Origin of the sequence: Anaeromusa sp. (assembly GCF_028691475.1) — a bacterium.
In the GTDB taxonomy this organism is placed as follows: domain Bacteria; phylum Bacillota; class Negativicutes; order Anaeromusales; family Anaeromusaceae; genus Anaeromusa.
In genome coordinates this window covers 12,123-32,901 of the sequence record NZ_JAQUZF010000012.1, presented here as the reverse complement: position 1 = coordinate 32,901, position 20,779 = coordinate 12,123, and the positions used below count along the sequence as shown (strand labels likewise).

Sequence of the window (20,779 nt, the reverse complement as noted above, 5' to 3'; positions counted from 1 at the left end):
CTTAAGCGAATTAACAAATTACAAAGAACGAAAGAGTGCGAAGTTGCAAGATTTACACAGAGAATCAGAGAAAAAGCCAGAGGTAACAGAGAGAAAAGCAGGATTAAACAAGAGAACCAGAGTCACGAGAGGGTACGAATGAGGGTTACGGGGAACGGTTATTCTAAAATGCTCGAGGAGATTGCTTCACTACGTTCGCAATGACAAAAGTTGGCTAGAGAGGCAATGCGTTTGCCAAACTTAAGCTTTTTGAATCCCACCGCCGCTGTGGCGGCACCTCCCTTTAACAAGGGAGGCAGGGTTTGAAGTCCCCCTTGCTAAAGGGGGAAGGCCGCAGGCCAGGGGGATTCGCGTCATTATGAGGAGCGCAGCGACGCGGCAATCTCTTGAAAATCCCTCTGGCTTTTCTCTGTTACTCTGTGTGAAACGTTCTCAGAATAGCTGGCGTGCTGTGAGATGCGAATAAAACAGCGGCCGACTATAAAAAAGGAGGCGTCGCTATGGGCTTGGGTATCCGCTTGCTGCTGTTTTTACTGGTAGCGTTTCTTCCCGTCTCCCCTTGTTGGGCCCAACAAGCCGATACGGCTTCGCCCCAGCACCGGGTTCTTTTTCTCCATTCATACAGCCCTGAATTCTCCTGGGTTCGAGATATTGAACGCGGCGTACTCGAGGAGTTAGAACCACATCCAGAGGTTGCCTACTATTTCGAGTATCTGGATACAAAACATTTTTGGGGTAAAGACTATTTGAGCGCCTTGGTCCCTTCCTTGCGTTATAAATATGCAACCCTGCCGCTAAGCGCAGTCGTGGTTTCTGACGACAACGCGTTTTTATTTGCCTTAGAGCATCAACAAGACCTTTTTCCCCATACGCCGATCGTTTTTTGCGGCGTCAACGATTTTAATCCGTCTCTGCGGCAAGCCAACCCCTGGCTGACTGGCGTAGAAGAAGAAGTCGACGTAGCCGGCACCCTGCAAGCGGCCTTGCGTTTGCGCCCGCAGGCGAAAAAGCTGCTCATCATTACGGATCGAACCATCGTAGGCCACTCAACCCGCCGTCTGGCCTTAGAGGCGTTGACATCCCTGCCGCCCACTCTTCAGTATCAGCTTCTTGACGACGCCACAATGGAAGAAGTACAGCAAGCAGCGCGCTCCCTTTCCGCCGACGACATCATCTTGCATCTTATTTTCAACATAGACCGCAACGGCCGCATGTTCACCAATGACGAAAGTCTGCAACTGGTCGCGCAGGAAAGCGCCGCTCCTGTTTTTGGTCTCTGGGATACCGCTATCGGTCATGGCCTTGTAGGCGGCCTGCTCACAAGCGGCTACACCCAAGGAAAAGAGGCTGGCTCTCTGGTACGGCAAATTCTTTTTGAAAACAAAGTGCCTAGCACTTTGCCTGTTATCAGTCAATCTGTGAATCGTTACGCCTTTGACTACCGTCAACTAACCGCGCACGGCCTGGATGTAGAGGCACTTCCGCCTGGCAGCACGGTTCTCTTTCGAGATCCTTCTTTCTACGAAGCGCATCAAACCCTAGTCTGGACTGTCAGCGCCGTTATTGTACTGCTAACCGTTTTGGTCATTTCTTTACTGTTCAACATTCGTCATCGCCGGCGCGTAGAAAATGAAATACGCCTGCTGAATCTGCACCTGGAAGAGCGCGTAGAAGAACGCACCCAGTCCCTGCAGCAGGCCAACAACAACTTGAACCGCGCCATGGATGACTTGCAAAAAGCCAGAGGGCATTTGGTAGAAGCCGAAAAGATGGCTGCTCTGGGCGGGCTGGTTTCCGGCGTAGCTCATGAAATCAACACGCCTGTTGGCAACAGCATTACGGCAGCCTCCTTCTTGGCCGGACGTACTCAAGAATTGCTGCACAAGCTCAAAGAAAATCAGATGAAGCGTTCTGAACTGGAAGATTTTCTTGACACTAGCGCCAAAAGCGGCGAAATCATTGTCGGCAACTTAAACCGGGCATCGGAACTTATCCGCACGTTCAAGCAAACCGCCGTCGACCAGCAAGTAGAGGAAAAACGCCTGGTCAATATGCTTACGTATTTGCATGAGGTGCTGTTAAGCTTACGGCCTCGTCTGAAAAAAACAAAACACACCATTGAAATTGATTGCCCTGACGATCTTAACGCCACAATCTACCCCGGCGCGTTATGGCAAATTCTTACCAATTTCATCATGAACACCCTGGTCCACGCCTACGAGCCGGACGAAGTCGGTCTAATTCAGATCGCCGTTTCTTTACAAGACCAACAACTAACCCTGCGCTATCGGGACAACGGTAGAGGAATGCCGGAAGAAGTGCAGAAGAAAGTATTCGAACCGTTTTTTACAACGAAACGCGGCAGCGGCGGTACTGGACTGGGCCTGCATATCGTCTATAATTTGGTTGTTTTCAAATTGAAAGGAACCATTCTCTGCCACAGCACGCCTGGAGAAGGAACCGAATTTATCATCACCGCCCCGCTCAACCCGGAAGGAGGTACCTAAGCATGCCCAACGACGAACTTCTTTTTGCCGATGAACACCCCCCTGCTGCAGCGCCAGAAACCGAACATCCGCCCTGGAACATTCTCATCGTTGACGATGATGAAGAAGTGCACACCGTCACCAAGCTGGTGTTGAGTAACTTTTCTTTTGCTGGACGGTCTCTGCAGTTTTACAGCGTATATTCCGCAGCAGAAGGGCGCGATTTTCTTCTCAAGCATGATGATGTTGCCGTCATCTTTTTGGACGTAGTCATGGAGGAAGTCGACTCTGGCCTTAAATTGGTGCATGTCATCCGCAGGGAACTGCAAAATCAGTTGGTCCGCATCATCCTGCGCACCGGCCAACCTGGACACGCCCCAGAAGCGCGTGTCATTGTAGACTATGATATTAATGACTACAAAGAAAAAACAGAACTCACCTCGCAAAAGCTGATTACCACGTTAATCACCGCTCTGCGTTCGTATCGGGATCTGATTACCATTGAACGCAATAAAAATGGATTGGAACAAATTGTCCAATCCTCGCCGGAAATTTTCCGGCTCCAATCCCTGCAGAATTTTGCCGCAGGCGTTTTAACGCAGCTATCGGCTCTGCTCTACTTGGATCGCAACAGCCTCTATCTCAAAACCGCCAGTTTCGCCGCCTCTTCCGAGGAAAATGGCTTCCACATTTTAGCGGCCACAGGGCATTTTTCTAACGAGCCGGCACCGCCTCATATCACCGACCTAGTCCGGCAGCGGTTGCAGCCGGCCTTGCAAGAGCAGCGCAGCGTTTACGCCGATGACCATTTTGTCCTCTACTGGCGCAGGCCAGTGGCCGGCGCTTACTTGATCTACATGGAGGGGACGCCGCCGATGAACGACTTAGACCGCCAGTTGCTGGATATCTTCTGTCTAAACGTTTCCGCTGCTTTTGAAAACCTCCACTTGCACCACCAAATGGACCTTACTCGCCAGGAAATGCTCTTTCTGCTCATGGAAGCGGCGGAAACACGTTCCAAAGAAACAGGGCACCATGTCCGTAGGGTTGGAGAATACTCCGCTCTCCTGGGTCAATGGTACGGCATGAGCGAAACCGAGGTAGAACTGCTGCGTATGGCTGCGCCCATGCATGACATCGGCAAGCTGGGCATTACTGACAACATCTTGCACAAGCCCTCCCGACTTACGGAGGAAGAATTCGCCTTCATGAAGCGCCATACAATCATCGGCCATGATATGCTTAGCCACTCTGGCCTGGACGTACTGCGCGCCGCTGCTATCATCGCTTTACAGCATCATGAACACTTTGACGGCAGCGGTTATCCCAAGGGCCTGTCCGGGGACGGCATTCATTTGCACGCCCGCATTACCATCATCGCTGATGTGTTTGACGCCCTCAGTTCCAGCCGCAGCTACAAAATCCCTTGGACTCTCGACCACACCCTGGAACATTTGCGCACACATAGCGGCAGTCACTTCGATCCTGTGTTGATTGATCTATTTATGAACCATCTCGAAGAAATTCTAGAAGTGCAAAAAAGTCTGCAAGACGTGCCCCCGTCGGACACGCCTCGCTTTGACCCGAATACTGGGGTGCTTTAAGAAAAGCAAGCCATGAATGCCTAAAAGGCGCTCATGGCTCGTTTTTATTTCAACACATATTTTTCAATAGCCAAGGCGACTCCGTCCCGGTTGTTGTCCGCCGTTACCGCGTCCGCGACCGCTTTTACCTTGTCGTCGGCATTATCCATAGCCACCCCTAAGCCCGCATAGGCCAGCATGGTCATGTCATTTTCTGAGTCTCCCAACACCATGATGTCTTGCTGCAAAATCCCTAACCGTTTAGCCAGCATGGCGACGCCTCTGCCTTTATTTACCGCTGGATTCACCATCTCGATCATATGGTTTTTGGCCCGTGTCAGGCATACCTTATCACCAAAACGAGTTTGCAGTATCGGCGTAATGGCGTCCAAATGCTCTGGTTCCGCCAACGTCAAAAGTTTAAGCGGTTCCTTCGCCGGCGCAAACATCGCCTCGCCCACCACATGCGGCGAAATGCCTGACACCGCCTCATAGGTGCGCGCTTCCTCCGAATAGTCCCGCACATAAAATTCGTCATCCACATAGGTTTGAATATACCAGCCACGTTCACGAAAATATGCCAGCACCGACAAGGTAGTATCCATGGGCAACAGTTCCTCATGCCAAACTTCGCCGGAACGGCAAGACTTTACTAACGCTCCGTTATAGGTAATCAGCGGCACATCCACGCCCAAGCGCTCCGCAAAAGGCTTGGCCGACTGAAACATGCGTCCCGTGGCGATCGTCACCGTTACTCCTTGCTGCTGCGCCGCTTGAATCGCCGCCACAGTTCTTGGCGAAACCTCCAGCTCATCTGTCAACAGCGTCCCATCCATATCGATTGCTACTAATTGAATTGCCAAATTGCCACATCCTTTTGCGGAACCATTGACTTATGCACCACTCCATCAGAACGCCCTTTTTCTCATGCGACTTTGTCAGAAAGCCTCGGCATAGCTCCACTATTCCTGCATTTTCTTCCGCGTCGCACGGGAAAAATTCTCGTTTTGCCGGAGCGTACCTCACGTCATTGGCTCCTTTGGTTCTCTATAAATTGTCATTCCTATCCCCGTCGTTCCCTCACTCTACTCACTCTACTCCTGTTCAAAAAGACCTTACCACTCCTGCGTGCCCTCACGCGACTCCGATTCTCTTGTTCAATCCTTTTCTTCTCTGCGTCCCCTCTGTTACTCTGTTACTCTGTGTGACGTTCCTGCTTCGTTCTTCAGGCTTACCGGTCTTGGATATACACAGACAGCAGGCAGCTGCACAAGGTCACAACGCCAATACTCAGAAAAGGCAAGAACAAGCCGCTCACCTGCACTCCAGGCAGGACCTTAAGCAAAGCTGCCGGCGTCACCAAATTCGTCAAAAAAGTCAACCCGCCCAAGGTACGCCAAGATATAGGGCAACGCAATTTGCAAAGAATCGTGCGCACCAAACCATTGGCTACGCCTACCACCAATGAAGCCGCCAACAAGCACCAGAACGTATCGACAAAAATTTCCGGCAGCCATTCCACCATCCAATACAAAATGACCGCATTGACTACGATACGCAAAAGCAAGCCGCACACAACTATCCCTTCCTCGCTGCAAAAATCATCGTCCCCTCGGACGTCATTGTTTCTATTATACCGTGCTTCTCCCTTGTCTGCCAATTACTATTCTGTCGTTTTAGTTGTCTATGTTGCGCTCCAAAAACAGCAAAGCTTCCTTCAGCTCCAAGCCGCCTCCAAAACCACCCAGCTTGCCGCCGAAAGCCACAACCCGATGGCAGGGCACCACAATGGGAATACGGTTAGCATGCATAGCTCCGCCGACAGCGCGCGCTCCCTGAGGCACGCCGATAGCCCTCGACACCTCACCATAGCTGCAGACGCAGCCATAAGGAACCGAGGCTACATACCGCAACGCTTTCTCCCGAAAAGGCGTATACCCGCGCCAATCCAGCGGCACGTCAAAAATCACAGGAAACCCCTGGAAATAGGTTTGCAGTTGAGCCGCCAACGCCTCCCAGGCTAACTCCGCCATATCTTCTGCTTGTGATTCCGGCGCCGCCGTCGGGGAAAACCGCAGGTCAGCCCAAGCCTCTTTTTCTGTTTTGCGGGGAAAGCCCAGCTCCCAAAGCCCCTGGGGCGACCACAAAGACGCCATCACGCCCCAAGAAGTCGAAAACACTCTAGACGCCAATTCAACTTTTACCATAAAATATCCTCTGTCACATCCTCCACCGATGCCGTACCAGTCATCACCATCGCCGCCAGCAATTCCGCCGCCATTTTCTGCAAAACAAGCGCAACTCCTGCAGCGCCGCCTACGGCGCCAACCGTCAGCGGGCGTCCAATCAAAACAGCATCAGCGCCTAAAGCCAGCATTTTCAGTACATCCGTACCGCTGCGCACGCCGCCGTCTACCAGCACCGTTAAGGCGCCATCCACGGCTTCCACAATCTCCGGCAGCACTTCCGCCGTACCTGGCGTATAATCCAGCACCCGTCCGCCGTGGTTGGAGACGACAATGCCGTCAACCCCCGCCCAGGCGCAAGCTTCGGCATCCGCTTCCGTCATAATGCCTTTAACAAAGAAAGGCAACGGCGCATGACGTTTCAGCTCCGCCAATTGTTCCTTCGTCTTGGGCCCAACCCGCTGGCCGGCGCGAGTCATGTTAATGAGCGCCGCAGCATCCAAATCCATACCGACTGCAATCGCACCAGCGGCAGCGGCTTCCTGCATTTTCTCCAAAATCGCCTCATTATCCCTGGGCTTCAAGACGGGAATACCCTGACCGCCGGCCAAGCGCACTGCCTCCAAGCCGCCGTTAAATACGCCGGGGTTAGGGCCATCTCCGGTCATGCCCAATGTGCCCGCCTGGCGACAGCCGTTCACAATGGCTGCTGCATACTCGGCCTCCGGTAAAAAATCATTCAAGTTGAAAGCAATACCGCCAATGGGCGCACCCAAAATCGGCATCGACAGTTCCTGCCCAAAAATCGTACAACTTAACTTCGGCTCACTGACTTGATGCACCACGCGCTGCTGCAACCGATGCAAGGCCAATGCCTGCATATTGCTTTGAAAAGCCGCTCCTGTACCAATACCGCCCATGCCAGGAACCTCGCCGGCGCAGGCTACGCCATTGCAAATTTTGCAAACTCGACAAGCCTTGCCAAAGCGCTCCCGTGCTGCTTCGCGTAATGAATTCATGTCCATAAAATCATCCTTCTTTCTATAAACTAAAATAGAAAAGAGAGGAAAACGGAACACAGAGTAACAGAGGCAACAGAGAAAGGCCAGAGAGTTTATATTTCAAGAAATTGCCACGTCGCTACACTCCTTGCAAAGACACGAATCCCCCTGCCCTTACAGGCCTTCCCCCTTTCGCAAGGGGGACTTTAAGCTTTGCCTCCCTTGCCTAAAGGGAAGTGCCGCCACAGCGGCGGAGGGATTCAATGCAAGCTCCCTGCATCATTGGATTTTAATATATTTCTCTCTGTTTCCTCTGGAATTTCCTCTGTTCCTCTGTGTAAACGTTGCCCCATGCCCCCACTAAGCCTTATCGCATAAACAAAAAAGCCTGTTCCGTATTTCGCGACGGAACAGGCTTTTTCCTTTTAAGAGATACCTTAGATTACTTTCATATCCGCAAGAACTTGGTTCATCTTGCGAACAGCAGCAGCGCTCTTCTCGAAGAGATCTTTTTCTTCTGCATTGAGTTTGTAGTCAATGATTTCTTCGCAGCCGTTTTTACCCACAACGACCGGAACGCCGATGCAGATATCTTTCTGGCCGTATTCGCCTTCGAGGGAAACACAGCAAGGGAATATTTTCTTCTCGTCGCGGACGATGGATTCCACCAGCATAGCTGCAGCAGCGCCAGGAGCATACCAAGCGGAAGTGCCCAGCAGCTTGGTCAGCGTAGCGCCGCCAACCATGGTGTCAGCAGCAACTTTTTCCAAAGCAGCAGCGTCGAGGAACTGGGATACCGGCAGACCATTGTAGGTAGCCAAACGAGTCAAAGGAATCATGGTGGTGTCGCCATGACCGCCGATAACGGTTCCTTGAACGTCGGTCAAAGGACGTCCCAGAGCCTGACTCAGATAGTATTTGAAGCGGGAGCTGTCCAGCGCGCCACCCATGCCGATTACGCGGTTTTTCGGCAAACCAGTAGCTTTCAAGGTCAGATAAGTCATGGTGTCCATCGGATTGCTGACGATAATCAAGATGGCATTCGGAGAATGCTTGAGAATGTTTTCAGCAACCGTTTTAACGATACCGGCGTTGGTGCCGATCAGTTCTTCACGGGTCATGCCGGGTTTACGCGGCAAACCGGAAGTGATGACAACCACTGCGGAACCGGCTGTTTTTGCATAATCATTAGTGCTTCCTACTACACAGGTGTCAAAGCCAAGCAGAGGCGAGGTCTGCATCATGTCCATAGCTTTGCCTTCGGAAACGCCTTCTTTGATATCAAGGAGTACCACTTCGCTGGCAATCTCGCGAATAGCCAGAACGTTTGCGCATGTTGCGCCTACATTGCCTGCACCGACGACTGTAACTTTCATCTTATATGTACCCTCCTTTTAATTGTTCGGCTGCTGATTAATATCAACGTGCCGAAAGTGAACTTTAATAAAACTACATAATAATTTTAACAAAATAACTTTTTAAAAGCAACGATAGGAGCGCTTTGAATAATTGTATACACGTATACAGGTTTGTTTTCTTTTATTTTCTTACCATGCAGCCACACAACCGTCCGCGCGGGACTCCGTCGCACCCGCTAAGGCGCCGGAATCGCTCCTCCAAATAATCTGTCCTCTCCCGAAAGAAGCAACATCCATGGAAACGCGCAGCTCATGCCCGCGTCTAGATAACGCCGCCGCTATATGCTGTGGAAAATGCGGTTCCACTTCGATGGTTCTGCCGCCAGTCCACTGCCAGCGCGGCGCATCCAAAACCGCCTGCGGATTCAAGCCCTGGTCGATGGCGCGCACAACTACCTGCAAATGACCTTGGGGCTGCATAAAAGCACCCATGACGCCAAAGGGCCCCACCGGCTGTTCGTTCTTGCTGATAAAGCCGGGAATAATAGTATGATACGGCCGTTTTCCCGGCGCCAGACAATTAGGATGTCCTTCTTCCAAGTTGAAATTGCAGCCTCGATTGTGAAGGGCAATACCGGTACCAGGCACTACCAAACCGGAACCAAAGCCTTGGTAATTGCTTTGAATGAACGAAACCATCATACCTTCTGCATCGGCCGCCGCCAAATATACGGTGCCGCCGGACGCCGGATTCCCGGCAATCGGCAAAATAGCCTTGGGGCCAATTAACTTGCGGCGTTCCTCCGCATAAGCCGGATCCAATAGACTTTCCGCAGTCACTTGCATATCCTTGGGTTCCGCTAAATACGCTTTGGCATCAGCAAAAGCAAGCTTCAGCGCTTCCATCTGACGATGATACCATTCCACCGACTCTACGCAAGTCATATCAAAACCCTTCAAAATCTCCAGCGCAGACAAAGCCACTAAGCCGTGCCCGTTCGGAGGAATTTCCCAGACGTCATAACCGCGGTACTGCACCCGCAGCGGATGCACCCACTCCGGCTGAAAAGCGGCCAAATCTTCCGCTGTCAGCGGCGCAGCAAAGCGCGCAGCAAAGTCCCCGATACGCTGTGCTAAGGCGCCCCGATAAAAAGATTCGCAGCCGGTCTGACCTAACTCCTCCAACGTTTCGGCGTGCTCCGGCAGTTGCACCAATTCTCCAGCCTGCGGCGGCCGTCCATGAGGCGCAAAGGTATGGAACCAAAAGCGAAATTCCTCTCCGTCTAGTTCTCTTGAAAACAGCTGATACTGTTTTTGCCAAGCCGCAGCAACCGTAGGCGATACGACAAAACTATTGCGCGCATAAGAAATAGCCGGCGCCAACACTTTGGTCAAAGGCATCCGTCCAAAACGTTTTGACAACGCTGCCCAAGCGCCTGGAGCGCCTGGCACAGTAACCGGCTGCCAACCAAAACGCGGCATGGCTTTATGCCCCTGTTTCCACAAGGATGCAGCATCGGCTTTTTGCGCCGCTGGACCGCTGCCGTTCAGACCAAACAAGCCTCCATGAACCCAAACCAACGCAAAGGCGTCGCCGCCTATCCCATTAGAGCAAGGCTCTACTACGGTCAAACACGCCGCTGTGGCAATCGCGGCGTCCACCGCATTGCCTCCTTCGCGCAAAATTTGCAGCCCCGCCTGCGCCGCCAACTGCTGTGACGTCGCCACCATGCCTCGGGCTCCATATGTCACCATGCGCCGTGACGCATAGGGATAGTCCATTGGATCAAATTGCACGTTTTCTCACTCCTTTAAAACAGAAAGAACAGAGAACGTCACACAGAGTAACAGAGGAAATGCCAGAGGTATCAGAGAGAAAAACATGAAAATGCACAAGGAGATTGCTTCGCTTCACTCGCAAAGACAAAAGCCAACATTATTATCAGTATGTTGCGTCGTTGCAAGGAGCTTAGCTGCGCGGCAACTCCTGAATTCGCTGGCTTTTCTCTGTTACCTCTGTTCCTCTGCGTTTCGTATTTCCCCCTTATTATGTAGCCAGGCGCTGCACAGCGCCTGGAGCTTGCACAGTTCTCAGCTCAGAGTAAACCGGCCATCGTTCACACCGAACAAAATATCCGGGTCATCCTCTGTATGAATGTTAATCTGCGTCGACACATCACAGTCCTTGGTCGTATATTGCACATGATAGACATGAAGCTGGTAAATCACTACATTCGGATCTCCAGGACCGGTGAAATAGTGGCTCATATCCGGCATTTCCCGAAACATCTTTTCTTTAAACTCCGTTACTTTCGCCGGATCCATACTGTTGTAAATGTCCAGGCGTCCACTGATGCGGACCACTTCCTGTTCATCGCTGACAAAGCAAATCTCCACCCGGTCATGGTTATGGATTTCGTCGACTTTTTTGGTAAGCAAACGACTGAACAGCCAAATTCGTCCATGCTCGCACACATAGGGCTTCATGGGGCGAACGCGAGGCTGCTCGCCGTCAAGGGTAGCTAAGAAACCTTTATTGTTCCGTACAATATCCAGAACTTCCTTTTCATACATAACACTGCCCCCTTTCTACAAAAAAGAAAAAACGAAACAAATTAGCTCTTTCACCTCCTCATTTTCATACTTTAATGACAAATTCGCCTAAAAACAACTAATTTCCTTCTCCATTTACCAGAGAAACGCTTTTGTTTTGTAATTTTTAAAATATTATGCTTATAAAAAGAACAATACAAAAGGCAGCTCCGCAGAGCTGCCTTTTCAAAGTCTACCTTATGCTTTTTCGAAGTCGTCCTTGCCTACGCCGCACAGGGGGCAAACCCATTCTGCCGGGATGTCCTCAAAGGCAGTGCCCGGAGCCACGCCGTTGTCCGGATCGCCGGTAGCCGGATCATACACATAACCACATACTGTACAAGTCCATTTTTCCATGATAATTCCTCCTTTTTTTGTAAAGGTTATTCACAAATCATGATTTTATTTTACCATATCCTTCGCTTCTTGGGAACTGGCAAATTAACAAAGTCCATTTTATGTCGTCACCAGCGACGTGAGGAACCGCCCCCGCCGCCACTGCCACCGCCATAGCCTCCTCCTCCGCCCCCGCCGCCACGCAGACGAAGCAACGAAAGAATCAGATACGTAAAGGTGCCCCCAAACACAGTCCAGTCCAAAATAAGCAAGCCAACCAAGGCGGCCGCGCCTAGTATCTTCGCCCACCAAGGCCAACCATCCCAAGGGTAACTGTCTGCTTGCGCTTTAGCGGTTGCGCTTTGAGGAGAACTTTTCAGTTCTAGCTTGTATTCCTTAGCTACTTCCTGCACAACCGCCCGGTAACCATTAACAATGCCTTGGTCATAATCTCCGTTCTGGAAATACGGCACCATATACTCGTCCTGCAATTGACCGGTTTTAGCGTCAGGAAGCGCGCCTTCCAAGCCATACCCTACTTCAACACGGGATACCTTATCATCAATAGCGACTAAAATCAGTACGCCGTTATTCAACTGCTTATCGCCCAGTCCCCACGTACGCAGCACCTCTAACGCATAGTCTTCAGGCTCTGCCCCTTCCAGACTGCGAACCGTCAGCACTACTACCTGCGCTTTGGTCTTAGCCGCCAAACTGGCGCCAAGCTTTTGAAGGCGCTCCTTTGACGCAGGCTGCATTACCCCCGCCAAATCCTGCACATAAATAGAAGACGAAGGCTTGGGCGGAATGGAAGCCGCCTGCACCGGCAAAGCCACTGCCATTAATGCAAAGCAAAAGAGAAGAAAACCTGCAAGCCAGCGTTTCATATCATACCATTCCTTTAGAAAGATTAGGTTACAAGATTTACACAGAGGATCAGAGAAAAAGCCAGAGGTAACAGAGAAAAAACAGGATTGAACAAGAGAACCGGAGTCACGTGAGGGTACGAATGGAGGGTTACGAAGTACGATATTTATAACAGGAGTAGAGGGAGGGTACGAAGTTACGGTTTCAATTTGAAAAAGCACGAAGAGATTGCTTCACTGCGTTCGCAATGACAAAAGCTGGTTAGATCGGTAATTTCTTTGTAAAACTTAAGCTTTTTGAATCCCACCGCCGCTGTGGCGGCACCTCCCTTTGACAAGGGAGGCAGGGCTTGAAGTCCCCCTTGCGAAAGGGGGATGGACCGCAGGTCCAGGGGGATTTGCGTCATTGCAAGGAGCGCAGCGACGCGGCAATCTCCTAAAGAAACCCGCTTCGTTCTCCCTCAAAGGGCTGCTTTCTCTACGAGCACGCTGCCAGGCTGAGAGATTTTTTCTGCTGTCAAGAAAGAATGGCCGCAGGAATAGCAAAGCTATTTCAAGGTCGTTCTGACACATTCGTCTCCGTATCTTCATTAAGGAGGCCGATGTTTTAATGAGCGCTCCGGCACGCCTAGACATTTTTTCGTCTGGCTAGGAAGAAGGCCGCAGAAATAGCAGAGCTATTTCGAGGTTTTCTGACAACGCTAGGCGGAAAAAGGGCTGGTGTGCTGCGAGATGCGCATAAAACAGCAGCCGACTAGAACTTGACCTGCGGTACTTGTTTAGCTCCTTCTTCGGCCTTAAAGTATTCCCGCTGCCCAAAACCTAACATGCCGGCAAACATACTCTGCGGGAAGGTTTTAATTTTAGTGTTGTACCCTTGAACCGCATCGTTGTAATCCTTACGCGCTACGGCAATACGGTTTTCCGTACCGGCCAGTTCATCCTGAAGAGCACGGAAATTCTTGTCCGCTTTCAAGTTCGGATAGTTCTCAGCAATCGCCAATAAACGGCTCAAAGCACTGTTCATTTCCCCGGCTGCTGCTGCTTTATCGCCAACCCCCTGAGCGCCGACCAGTTTGGACCGAGCGTCGGACACCGCTTGAATAGCCGCCTGCTCATGCGCTGCATAGCCTTTAACGGTGTTAACCAGGTTCGGAATCAAATCCGCCCGCCGCTGCAGCTGATTGTCTACCTGACTCCATTTGCCATTTACCGTCTCGTTCATGCCCACCAACCCGTTATAAGTAGACACGCCGAAGATGGCTACAAGCGCCACCAGTACAATGGCAATAATAGCTCCTTTGTTCATGTTAACTCCTCCTAGGTAGTTTTTTTTAATATTTAACATGGTTTTAAAAACCACGTATTTATTTTCGCCGATTTTTCTACTTTTGTCAAGAATAGTTCGCCAAGGAACGCTCTACACCTGCTCATGGGGCCGATATTCTCTGCGAAAAAAATCATATACCGCTTGCGCCGCGATACGATCCATGCCTTCAATTCCGGCTAATTCCTCCAAGGTAGCCTTGCGCAGAGCCTCCAAGGTGCCGAAAGCCGACCACAAGGCTTTGCGGCGTTTGGGACCGATGCCGGAAACATGATCCAATACGGAGACCAAATTGCGCTTGCCCCGCAGCTTCCGGTGATACGAGACAGCAAAGCGATGCGCTTCGTCGCGCAAACGCTGCAGCAAGTACAATGATTCCGAGCGCTCCGGCAAAATCAGCGGCTCTTTGTCTTCTTCCCGAAATACCCACTCAAATTGCTTCGCCAAAGAAATAACAGGCATCTCTAGGCCCACGCCGCGAATGACCTCCAACGCACTGGACAGTTGTCCCTTGCCGCCGTCAATGACAATCAAATCCGGCAGCGGTTCCGCCGCTTCACCATAACGGCGCAGCAATACTTCCTGCATGGATAGGAAGTCATCCGGCTTTCCTTCTACTGTTCTCAATTTGAAACGGCGGTAATCTTCCTTCTTAGGCTGGCCGTCCTCAAAAACAACCATGGAAGCCACTGTTTCCGCACCTTGAATATGAGAAATGTCAAAGCATTCCATCCGCTGCGGCGGCTGCGACATTTGTAAAAACTGCTGCAACTGTTCCACAGCCCCAGTAGTCCGTTCCATTTCCCTAAGCAGCTCGCCTTCTTTGAGGGCCAGCACCGCCCGGGCGTTTTCATCGGCCATCAAGAGCAACGCATGCTTGCTGCCCCGCTTCGGCACATGCAATTCCACCTTGCCTTGACGCACTTCCGTCAGCCAGCGCTCTAATACGTCTTGAGAGGAAAGCGCAAAAGGCAGCAGTACCTCCGGCGGTACAAAAGCCACCCTTGCATAGTACTGCTCCAAAAAGGCCTCCAACGCCGCCTCCTGTTCTTCGTCTGCTGCGCCATGCAAAAAGAAATGCTCTCGCCCAATCAACTTGCCGCCGCGTACCTGCATCACTTGCACACATACTCCGGCATGCGAGCGAGCCAAGCCCAAGACGTCCTGGTCTCCGCCAGCAGTCACAATATTCTGCTGTTCTGTCAGTTTTCCCACCGCCGCCAGTTGATCCCGCAAGCGCGCTGCTTCCTCAAAGTGCAGTTCCTCCGCCGCCTGAAGCATGTTCTTTTTCAGTTGCCGCAGCAGCTTGTCTCCACGGCCCTCCAACAGCATCATCACAGCATCTACCATGCGTCGGTATTCTTCCTTGTCTACCCGACCGCTGCACGGAGCCATGCAGCGTTTGATGTGATACTCCAAACAAGGCCGGCGCGCTTCCATGGTCCGGCAATTACGCAGCAGAAACAGAGACCGAACCAGTCGCAGCATTTCATGAACAGCGCCCGCATCCGCATAGGGACCGAAATAACGAGCACCGTCCTTTACCAACCTTCGAGTGATATGAACCCGTGGATAATCGTCTCCTAAGGTTACTTTAATATAAGGATAGGTCTTATCGTCTTTTAGACTGATATTATAACGCGGCCTGTGCTTCTTGATTAGGTTGCACTCCAAAATGAGAGCTTCTACTTCGTTAGCCGTCAAGATGTATTCTAACGACTCAATCTTAGCCACTAGCGCCATCGTTTTTACCGAATGATTTCGGTTGCTTTGGAAATAAGAACGCACACGGTTTTTTAGATTGACTGCTTTGCCCACATATAAAATTTTCTCTTGCGCGTCTCGCATAATGTAGACTCCAGGCGAACCCGGCAAATGCGCTAATTGTTCTTGCAACACATCGTTCATAACTGTGCACCTTTCGCATCGCATACCCTCAAAAAGACAAAGGTAAGTTTTATCCAGAAAACAGCTAACGCTTTTTACAAATTTCGCAATATTCAAGTTGCATTTCCATGTACTTTTGTATACTTGTTTGGGTCGTTGTGAAAAAATACACAATAGAATATAATATACCCAAGGTCATTTTAAAACATGGGAGGTCTATTCGGATGTTTAACAGAGTTCTTATCGCCAATCGCGGCGAAATCGCCATTCGTGTTATTCGTGCCTGTCAGGAATTAGGGATTGAAACGGTGGCAGTCTATTCCGACGTCGACGCTCATTCTCTCCATGTACAGCTGGCGGACTACGCCTACAACATCGGTCCTGCTGATGCCGCGCTCAGCTACTACAATGCCGAAGCCATCATTTCCGCCGCTAAAATGGCCAAAGCAGACGCCATCCATCCCGGTTACGGGTTCCTCTCCGAAAATGCCGATTTCGCACAAATGGTAATTGACGCCGGCATGATTTTTGTCGGGCCCCATCCGGAAACCATTCGCAAGGTAGGCAACAAGGACGCCGCTCGTTTGGCAATGAAACAAGCCGGCCTGCCGATGACTGTGGGCAGCGAAATTGTTCGCGAAACAGAAGACGCCTACGCCCAAGCCGAAGCCATTGGCTACCCGGTCATTTTAAAGCCTGTAGCAGGCGGCGGCGGTAAATCCATGTTCGTAGCTCATAATAAGGAAGAAATGACTTCCGCTCTCAATAAAGTCGATTTGAAATCCAGAGATTTTTACTTAGAAAACTACATTGATCAAGCTCGTCATATCGAAGTGCAGATCATGGCCGATAACTACGGCAACATCCTTCATCTCGGCGAGCGCGAATGTTCCTTGCAGCGCCGCAACCAAAAGATTTTGGAAGAAGCGCCGTCCAGCGCCTTGACGCCGGAAATGCGCCACAAAGTAGGCCAGCTGGCGATTCGCGCAGCCAAAAGCATCTACTATACTAATGTCGGTACCGTAGAATTCCTTATGGACATTAAAACCGGCAGATTTTATTTTATGGAAATCAATCCTCGCATCCAGGTAGAGCACGCCGTCACGGAAATGATTACCGGCGTCGACTTGGTTCGCCGCCAACTGCGCATCGCCGCCGGCGAACCGCTCAATAAAAAGCAGGATGAAATCATGTTCCTCGGCCATGCCATCGAATGCCGCATCAATGCCGAAGACCCGGATATGCGCTTCATCCCCTGTCCTGGACACATTGATTTCTATCATCAGCCCGGCGGCCCCCGTGTACGCGTAGACAGCGGCGTAGCTGCCGGCGTCACCGTACAGCCTTACTACGACTCTATGATCGCCAAAGTAGTCGCCCATGGCCGCACCCGCGGCGACGCCATTCGTATCATGCGCCGCGCCTTAGGAGAATTCCGCATCGGCGGCATCAAGACTACGATTCCTTTCCATCAAAAGGTTCTCAACAACCCGCATTTCTGCAGCGGCGACTTCGATACCCAATTCATCTACAAACGCATGACTCCCTGCTGAAACTAGGGAGCAACCCCGGCAGCTCACAGCTGCCGGGGTTTTTATTTACCGAAGTAACGAAAAAAGAAATTGAACAAGAGAACCGGAGTGACCGGAGGGTACGCAGGAGGATTACTGCGTAATGGTTTTTGCTAGCGGTAACAAGAAATTAGTACATCGTTAGACTCCTCGTGCTTTTTTCATATTAAAACACTATTTCGTGCCCCTCATTCGTACCCTCAGATTCTCATCGCGACTCTTGTTCAAATTCTCATTCTTCTTCGTCGTACCCTCCCGGTTCTCTTGTTCAATCCTCGTTACCCCTGCAGCCTTGCGGCCTCTTCCAGTAAAGGCTTCAGATAGCGCCCGGTATGGGACTCCTCGACACGACAAATCTCCTCCGGCGTGCCTGTCGCCACGATGGTCCCGCCACGATGACCGCCCTCTGGTCCCAGATCAATCAAGTAATCCGCCGTTTTAATGACGTCCAGATTATGCTCGATAACCACTACGCTGTCGCCGCCCTCCACCAGTCGCTGCAGCACCTCCATCAGACGATGAATATCCGCCGTGTGCAAGCCAGTAGTCGGCTCGTCCAAAATATAGAAGGTCTTGCCTGTGCTGCGCCGCGCCAATTCCGTAGCCAGCTTAACCCGCTGCGCTTCGCCGCCGGAAAGCTGCGTTGCCGGCTGCCCCAGCTTCACATATCCCAGACCCACATCCTGTAATAATTGCAGTTTACGATGAATCCGCGGCTGATGGCGGAAAAACTCCACCGCCTCATCGACAACCATATCCAGCACCTGGGCAATATTCTTGCCCTTATAACGCACTTCCAGCGTCTCCCGGTTGTAGCGCGCCCCATGACATACCTCGCAAGGCACATAAACGTCCGGCAGAAAATGCATCTCGATCTTGATGATGCCGTCGCCCTTGCAAGCTTCGCAGCGGCCGCCTTTGACGTTAAAGCTAAAACGCCCCGGCTTGTAGCCGCGCATCTTCGCTTCCTGCGTCTGGCTAAACACCTCGCGAATAATATCAAAAACGCCTGTGTAGGTAGCAGGATTGGATCGAGGCGTCCGCCCGATGGGCGACTGGTCAATATCAATGACCTTGTCCACTAGTTCCAGGCCTTTTATCGCCTTATGCGCTCCTGGACGATGTTTGCCGCCGTATAAGCGCTGCGCCAGCCCCTGATACAAAATATCATTGACCAGCGTACTTTTACCGGAGCCGGATACGCCTGTCACCACCGTAAACAAGCCCAAAGGGAAACGCACCGTTAGGTTTTTCAAATTGTTTTCCTTCGCTCCCTGCACCGTCAGCCACTTGCCATTCGGTTGGCGGCGCTGCTCCGGCACGGGAATAAAAATACGACGGCTCAGATACTGCCCGGTGATCGACTCCTCACAAGCCTTGATTTCCTCTACCGTACCGGCAGCCACCAATTTCCCGCCGCCTTCGCCGGCGCCGGGGCCAATGTCGATAATATGATCCGCCGCATACATCGTATCTTCGTCATGCTCGACAACGATCAACGTATTCCCCTGATCCCGCAGATGCTTTAGCGTATCCAACAGCCGATTGTTGTCCCGTTGATGCAGACCAATACTGGGCTCATCCAAAATATAAAGCACGCCCACCAAGCCGGAGCCAATCTGCGTCGCCAAACGGATACGCTGCGCCTCGCCGCCGGAGAGAGTCCCCGCCGCACGATCCAAAGTCAAATAATCTAACCCTACATTAACCAGAAAACCCAAGCGAGCGTCAATTTCTTTTAAAATCTGCCTGGCAATCGTCCGCTCCCGTTCGGTCAGCTCCAACTCCCGAAAGAAAGCCTGCCCTTCGCCAATGGTTAACTGGGTCACTTCATGAATATTTTTACCGCCCACGCGCACAGCCAACGCTTCGTCTTTCAAGCGAGCCCCTTTGCATTTTGGACAAGGCTTGATACTCATGTATTCTTCGATTTCCTCGCGGGACCAATCTGAGGATGTTTCCCGATAACGCCGCTCCAGCATGGGAATAACCCCTTCATAGACGGTATGATACGTCTTCAGCTCGCCGAATAGGTTTTCATATTCAAAGGTATAGCGTTCTTCGCCGCTGCCATGGAGAACCAACTTTTGCAGCGAAGCACTTAAGTCATCCCAGACAACATCTAAGGACTTGCCCTTGCTTTCCAACACGGCTGCTAGTTGGCACATAAAATAGGAACTAGTATTGCGGCTAAGCGGCGCTAAGGCGCCTTCGGCCAACGTCTTCGCGCCATCTGGAACCACTAGTTCCAGATCCACTTCCATGTTATAGCCTAAACCAGTACAAGTTGGACAAGCGCCAAAGGGACTGTTGAAGGAAAAAAGGCGCGGCGCCACTTCCGGCAAGCTAATACCGCAATCCACGCAAGCGAAATTCTCGCTAAAAAACATCTCCTCGCCGCCAGTTACCGCAACTGTTACAAGCCCTTCCCCCAGCTTTAACGACGTCTCCAGCGAATCAGCCAGACGGGAAGCCACTCCCTCACGTACAACCAGACGGTCTACTACTACTTCAATGGTATGCTTTTTGTTTTTTTCTAAAGCCGGCTCGCTGCCAACCTCATAGACTTCGCCGTCAATACGCACGCGCACATAGCCGCCTTTGCGCACCTCCTGGAGAATCTTTTGATGCTCTCCTTTTTTCCCCCGCACCACTGGCGCCAACACCAGCAGCTTGCTTCCTTCAGGCAGAGCGGCTACGCGGTCCACCATCTGCTCCACCGTCTGCTGAGTAATGGGCTCGCCGCAACAAGGACAATGCGGCCGACCGGCCCGGGCAAAGAGCAAACGCAGATAATCGTAAATCTCTGTAACCGTCCCCACCGTCGATCTAGGATTACGGCTGGTCGTCTTCTGGTCAATAGAAATAGCCGGTGACAGCCCTTCGATGTAGTCCACATCCGGCTTGTCCATTTGCCCCAAAAACTGCCGAGCGTACGCCGACAGCGATTCCACGTATCGCCGCTGCCCTTCCGCATAGATCGTATCAAATGCTAACGACGACTTGCCAGACCCGGATAAACCGGTTACTACCACCAGCTTCTCTCTCGGAATCGTCACATCCATATTCTTTAAATTATGCTGTCTGGCACCTTTGACCACGATTTGATCCTTCACAAATGAATCCTCCTATTTCGAAAGAAAGATACAGGAATACGTTTTACACAGAGTAACAGAGAAAAGCCAGAGGAAAGCAGAGAGATTAATTTTCAGGAAAGTGCAGCGTCGCTGTAATCCTCGCAATGGCGCAATCCCCCTGGTCCTGCGGACCTTCCCCCTTTAACAAGGGGGACAATTAGCCACAGAACTCTCGACAAATCAAGACCAAATCCCTGTCTCCCTTGCCAAAGGGAGGTGCCGCCACAGCGGCGGAGGGATTTATATTTTGCTCTCTGATTTCCTCTGTTCCTCTGTTCCTCTGAGTTCCGTTCTCTCTGTTCCCCGTTACTTCTTGCTTTTTTTCTTCCCCGGTTCGCCGAATTTTTCCCGCAGGTCGAACAAAATATCCCTTAGCTCCGCCGCTTTCTCGAATTCCAACGCCCGTGAAGCCTGCTGCATTTCTTTTTCCAAGCGGGCCATCATTGCCC

General features: G+C 51.4%; 16 protein-coding genes. 3 read left to right on the top strand and 13 right to left on the bottom strand.

The window, feature by feature from the left end:
• Nucleotides 1-500 precede the first annotated feature (500 nt).
• On the top strand, nt 501-2,507 hold the full coding sequence (locus PHF27_RS03305) for a sensor histidine kinase (RefSeq protein ID WP_300065969.1): 2,007 nt from the start codon (nt 501-503) through the stop codon (nt 2,505-2,507).
• A gap of 2 nt (nt 2,508-2,509) precedes the next feature.
• Nucleotides 2,510-4,090, top strand: a complete 1,581-nt coding sequence (locus PHF27_RS03300; RefSeq protein WP_300065966.1) for a DUF3369 domain-containing protein — start codon at nt 2,510-2,512, stop codon at nt 4,088-4,090.
• Between the two features lie 44 nt (nt 4,091-4,134).
• Here PHF27_RS03300 and PHF27_RS03295 read toward each other — a convergent pair whose 3' ends face one another.
• The 11 genes from PHF27_RS03295 to uvrC all read right to left on the bottom strand — a co-directional run bounded on the left by PHF27_RS03295 (nt 4,135) and on the right by uvrC (nt 15,643).
• Nucleotides 4,135-4,932 (bottom strand): Cof-type HAD-IIB family hydrolase, encoded by a 798-nt coding sequence (locus PHF27_RS03295; protein WP_300065964.1) that lies wholly within the window; start codon nt 4,930-4,932, stop codon nt 4,135-4,137.
• A gap of 368 nt (nt 4,933-5,300) precedes the next feature.
• Nucleotides 5,301-5,645, bottom strand: coding sequence for a phage holin family protein (locus PHF27_RS03290; protein ID WP_300065961.1), 345 nt, complete (start codon nt 5,643-5,645; stop codon nt 5,301-5,303).
• Between the two features lie 100 nt (nt 5,646-5,745).
• Nucleotides 5,746-6,276 carry an MGMT family protein gene (locus PHF27_RS03285; RefSeq protein ID WP_300065958.1) on the bottom strand — a complete coding sequence of 177 codons (531 nt, stop codon included), beginning with the start codon at nt 6,274-6,276 and terminating at the stop codon, nt 5,746-5,748.
• Nucleotides 6,270-7,274: an alpha-hydroxy-acid oxidizing protein gene (locus PHF27_RS03280; RefSeq protein ID WP_300065956.1), complete on the bottom strand. Its 1,005-nt coding sequence runs from the start codon at nt 7,272-7,274 to the stop codon at nt 6,270-6,272. Before PHF27_RS03280 ends, PHF27_RS03285 begins: the two co-directional genes overlap by 7 nt.
• A 419-nt stretch (nt 7,275-7,693) precedes the next feature.
• Nucleotides 7,694-8,632, bottom strand: a complete 939-nt coding sequence (gene mdh, locus PHF27_RS03275) for a malate dehydrogenase (RefSeq protein ID WP_300065953.1) — start codon at nt 8,630-8,632, stop codon at nt 7,694-7,696.
• 171 nt (nt 8,633-8,803) lie between these two features.
• Nucleotides 8,804-10,411: a gamma-glutamyltransferase family protein gene (locus PHF27_RS03270; RefSeq protein WP_300065950.1), complete on the bottom strand. Its 1,608-nt coding sequence runs from the start codon at nt 10,409-10,411 to the stop codon at nt 8,804-8,806.
• 294 nt (nt 10,412-10,705) lie between these two features.
• Nucleotides 10,706-11,188 carry a pyridoxamine 5'-phosphate oxidase family protein gene (locus PHF27_RS03265; RefSeq protein WP_300065947.1) on the bottom strand — a complete coding sequence of 161 codons (483 nt, stop codon included), beginning with the start codon at nt 11,186-11,188 and terminating at the stop codon, nt 10,706-10,708.
• Nucleotides 11,189-11,404: 216 nt separating this feature from the next.
• The gene (gene rd, locus PHF27_RS03260) at nt 11,405-11,563 is read right to left on the bottom strand and encodes a rubredoxin (protein WP_300065944.1); all 159 of its coding nucleotides are present in this window, start codon (nt 11,561-11,563) and stop codon (nt 11,405-11,407) included.
• Nucleotides 11,564-11,670: 107 nt separating this feature from the next.
• Entirely contained in the window at nt 11,671-12,429 is a 759-nt protein-coding gene (locus tag PHF27_RS03255; protein ID WP_300065941.1) for a TPM domain-containing protein, read from the bottom strand.
• Between the two features lie 733 nt (nt 12,430-13,162).
• Nucleotides 13,163-13,717 carry a LemA family protein gene (locus tag PHF27_RS03250; RefSeq protein WP_018702202.1) on the bottom strand — a complete coding sequence of 185 codons (555 nt, stop codon included), beginning with the start codon at nt 13,715-13,717 and terminating at the stop codon, nt 13,163-13,165.
• A gap of 111 nt (nt 13,718-13,828) precedes the next feature.
• A complete protein-coding gene (uvrC, locus tag PHF27_RS03245; protein WP_300065933.1) occupies nt 13,829-15,643 on the bottom strand; it encodes an excinuclease ABC subunit UvrC in 1,815 nt (604 codons plus the stop codon).
• Between the two features lie 203 nt (nt 15,644-15,846).
• On the opposite strand from uvrC, the gene PHF27_RS03240 reads away from it, so the two are divergent.
• Nucleotides 15,847-17,175 carry an acetyl-CoA carboxylase biotin carboxylase subunit gene (locus PHF27_RS03240; RefSeq protein ID WP_300065931.1) on the top strand — a complete coding sequence of 443 codons (1,329 nt, stop codon included), beginning with the start codon at nt 15,847-15,849 and terminating at the stop codon, nt 17,173-17,175.
• Nucleotides 17,176-17,471: 296 nt separating this feature from the next.
• Here PHF27_RS03240 and uvrA read toward each other — a convergent pair whose 3' ends face one another.
• Together uvrA and PHF27_RS14315 are read right to left on the bottom strand one after the other, a co-directional pair.
• Nucleotides 17,472-20,309: an excinuclease ABC subunit UvrA gene (gene uvrA, locus PHF27_RS03235; protein ID WP_300065928.1), complete on the bottom strand. Its 2,838-nt coding sequence runs from the start codon at nt 20,307-20,309 to the stop codon at nt 17,472-17,474.
• 327 nt (nt 20,310-20,636) lie between these two features.
• On the bottom strand, nt 20,637-20,771 hold the full coding sequence (locus PHF27_RS14315; RefSeq protein WP_363320035.1) for a UvrB/UvrC motif-containing protein: 135 nt from the start codon (nt 20,769-20,771) through the stop codon (nt 20,637-20,639).
• Between the last annotated feature and the right edge of the window lie 8 nt (nt 20,772-20,779).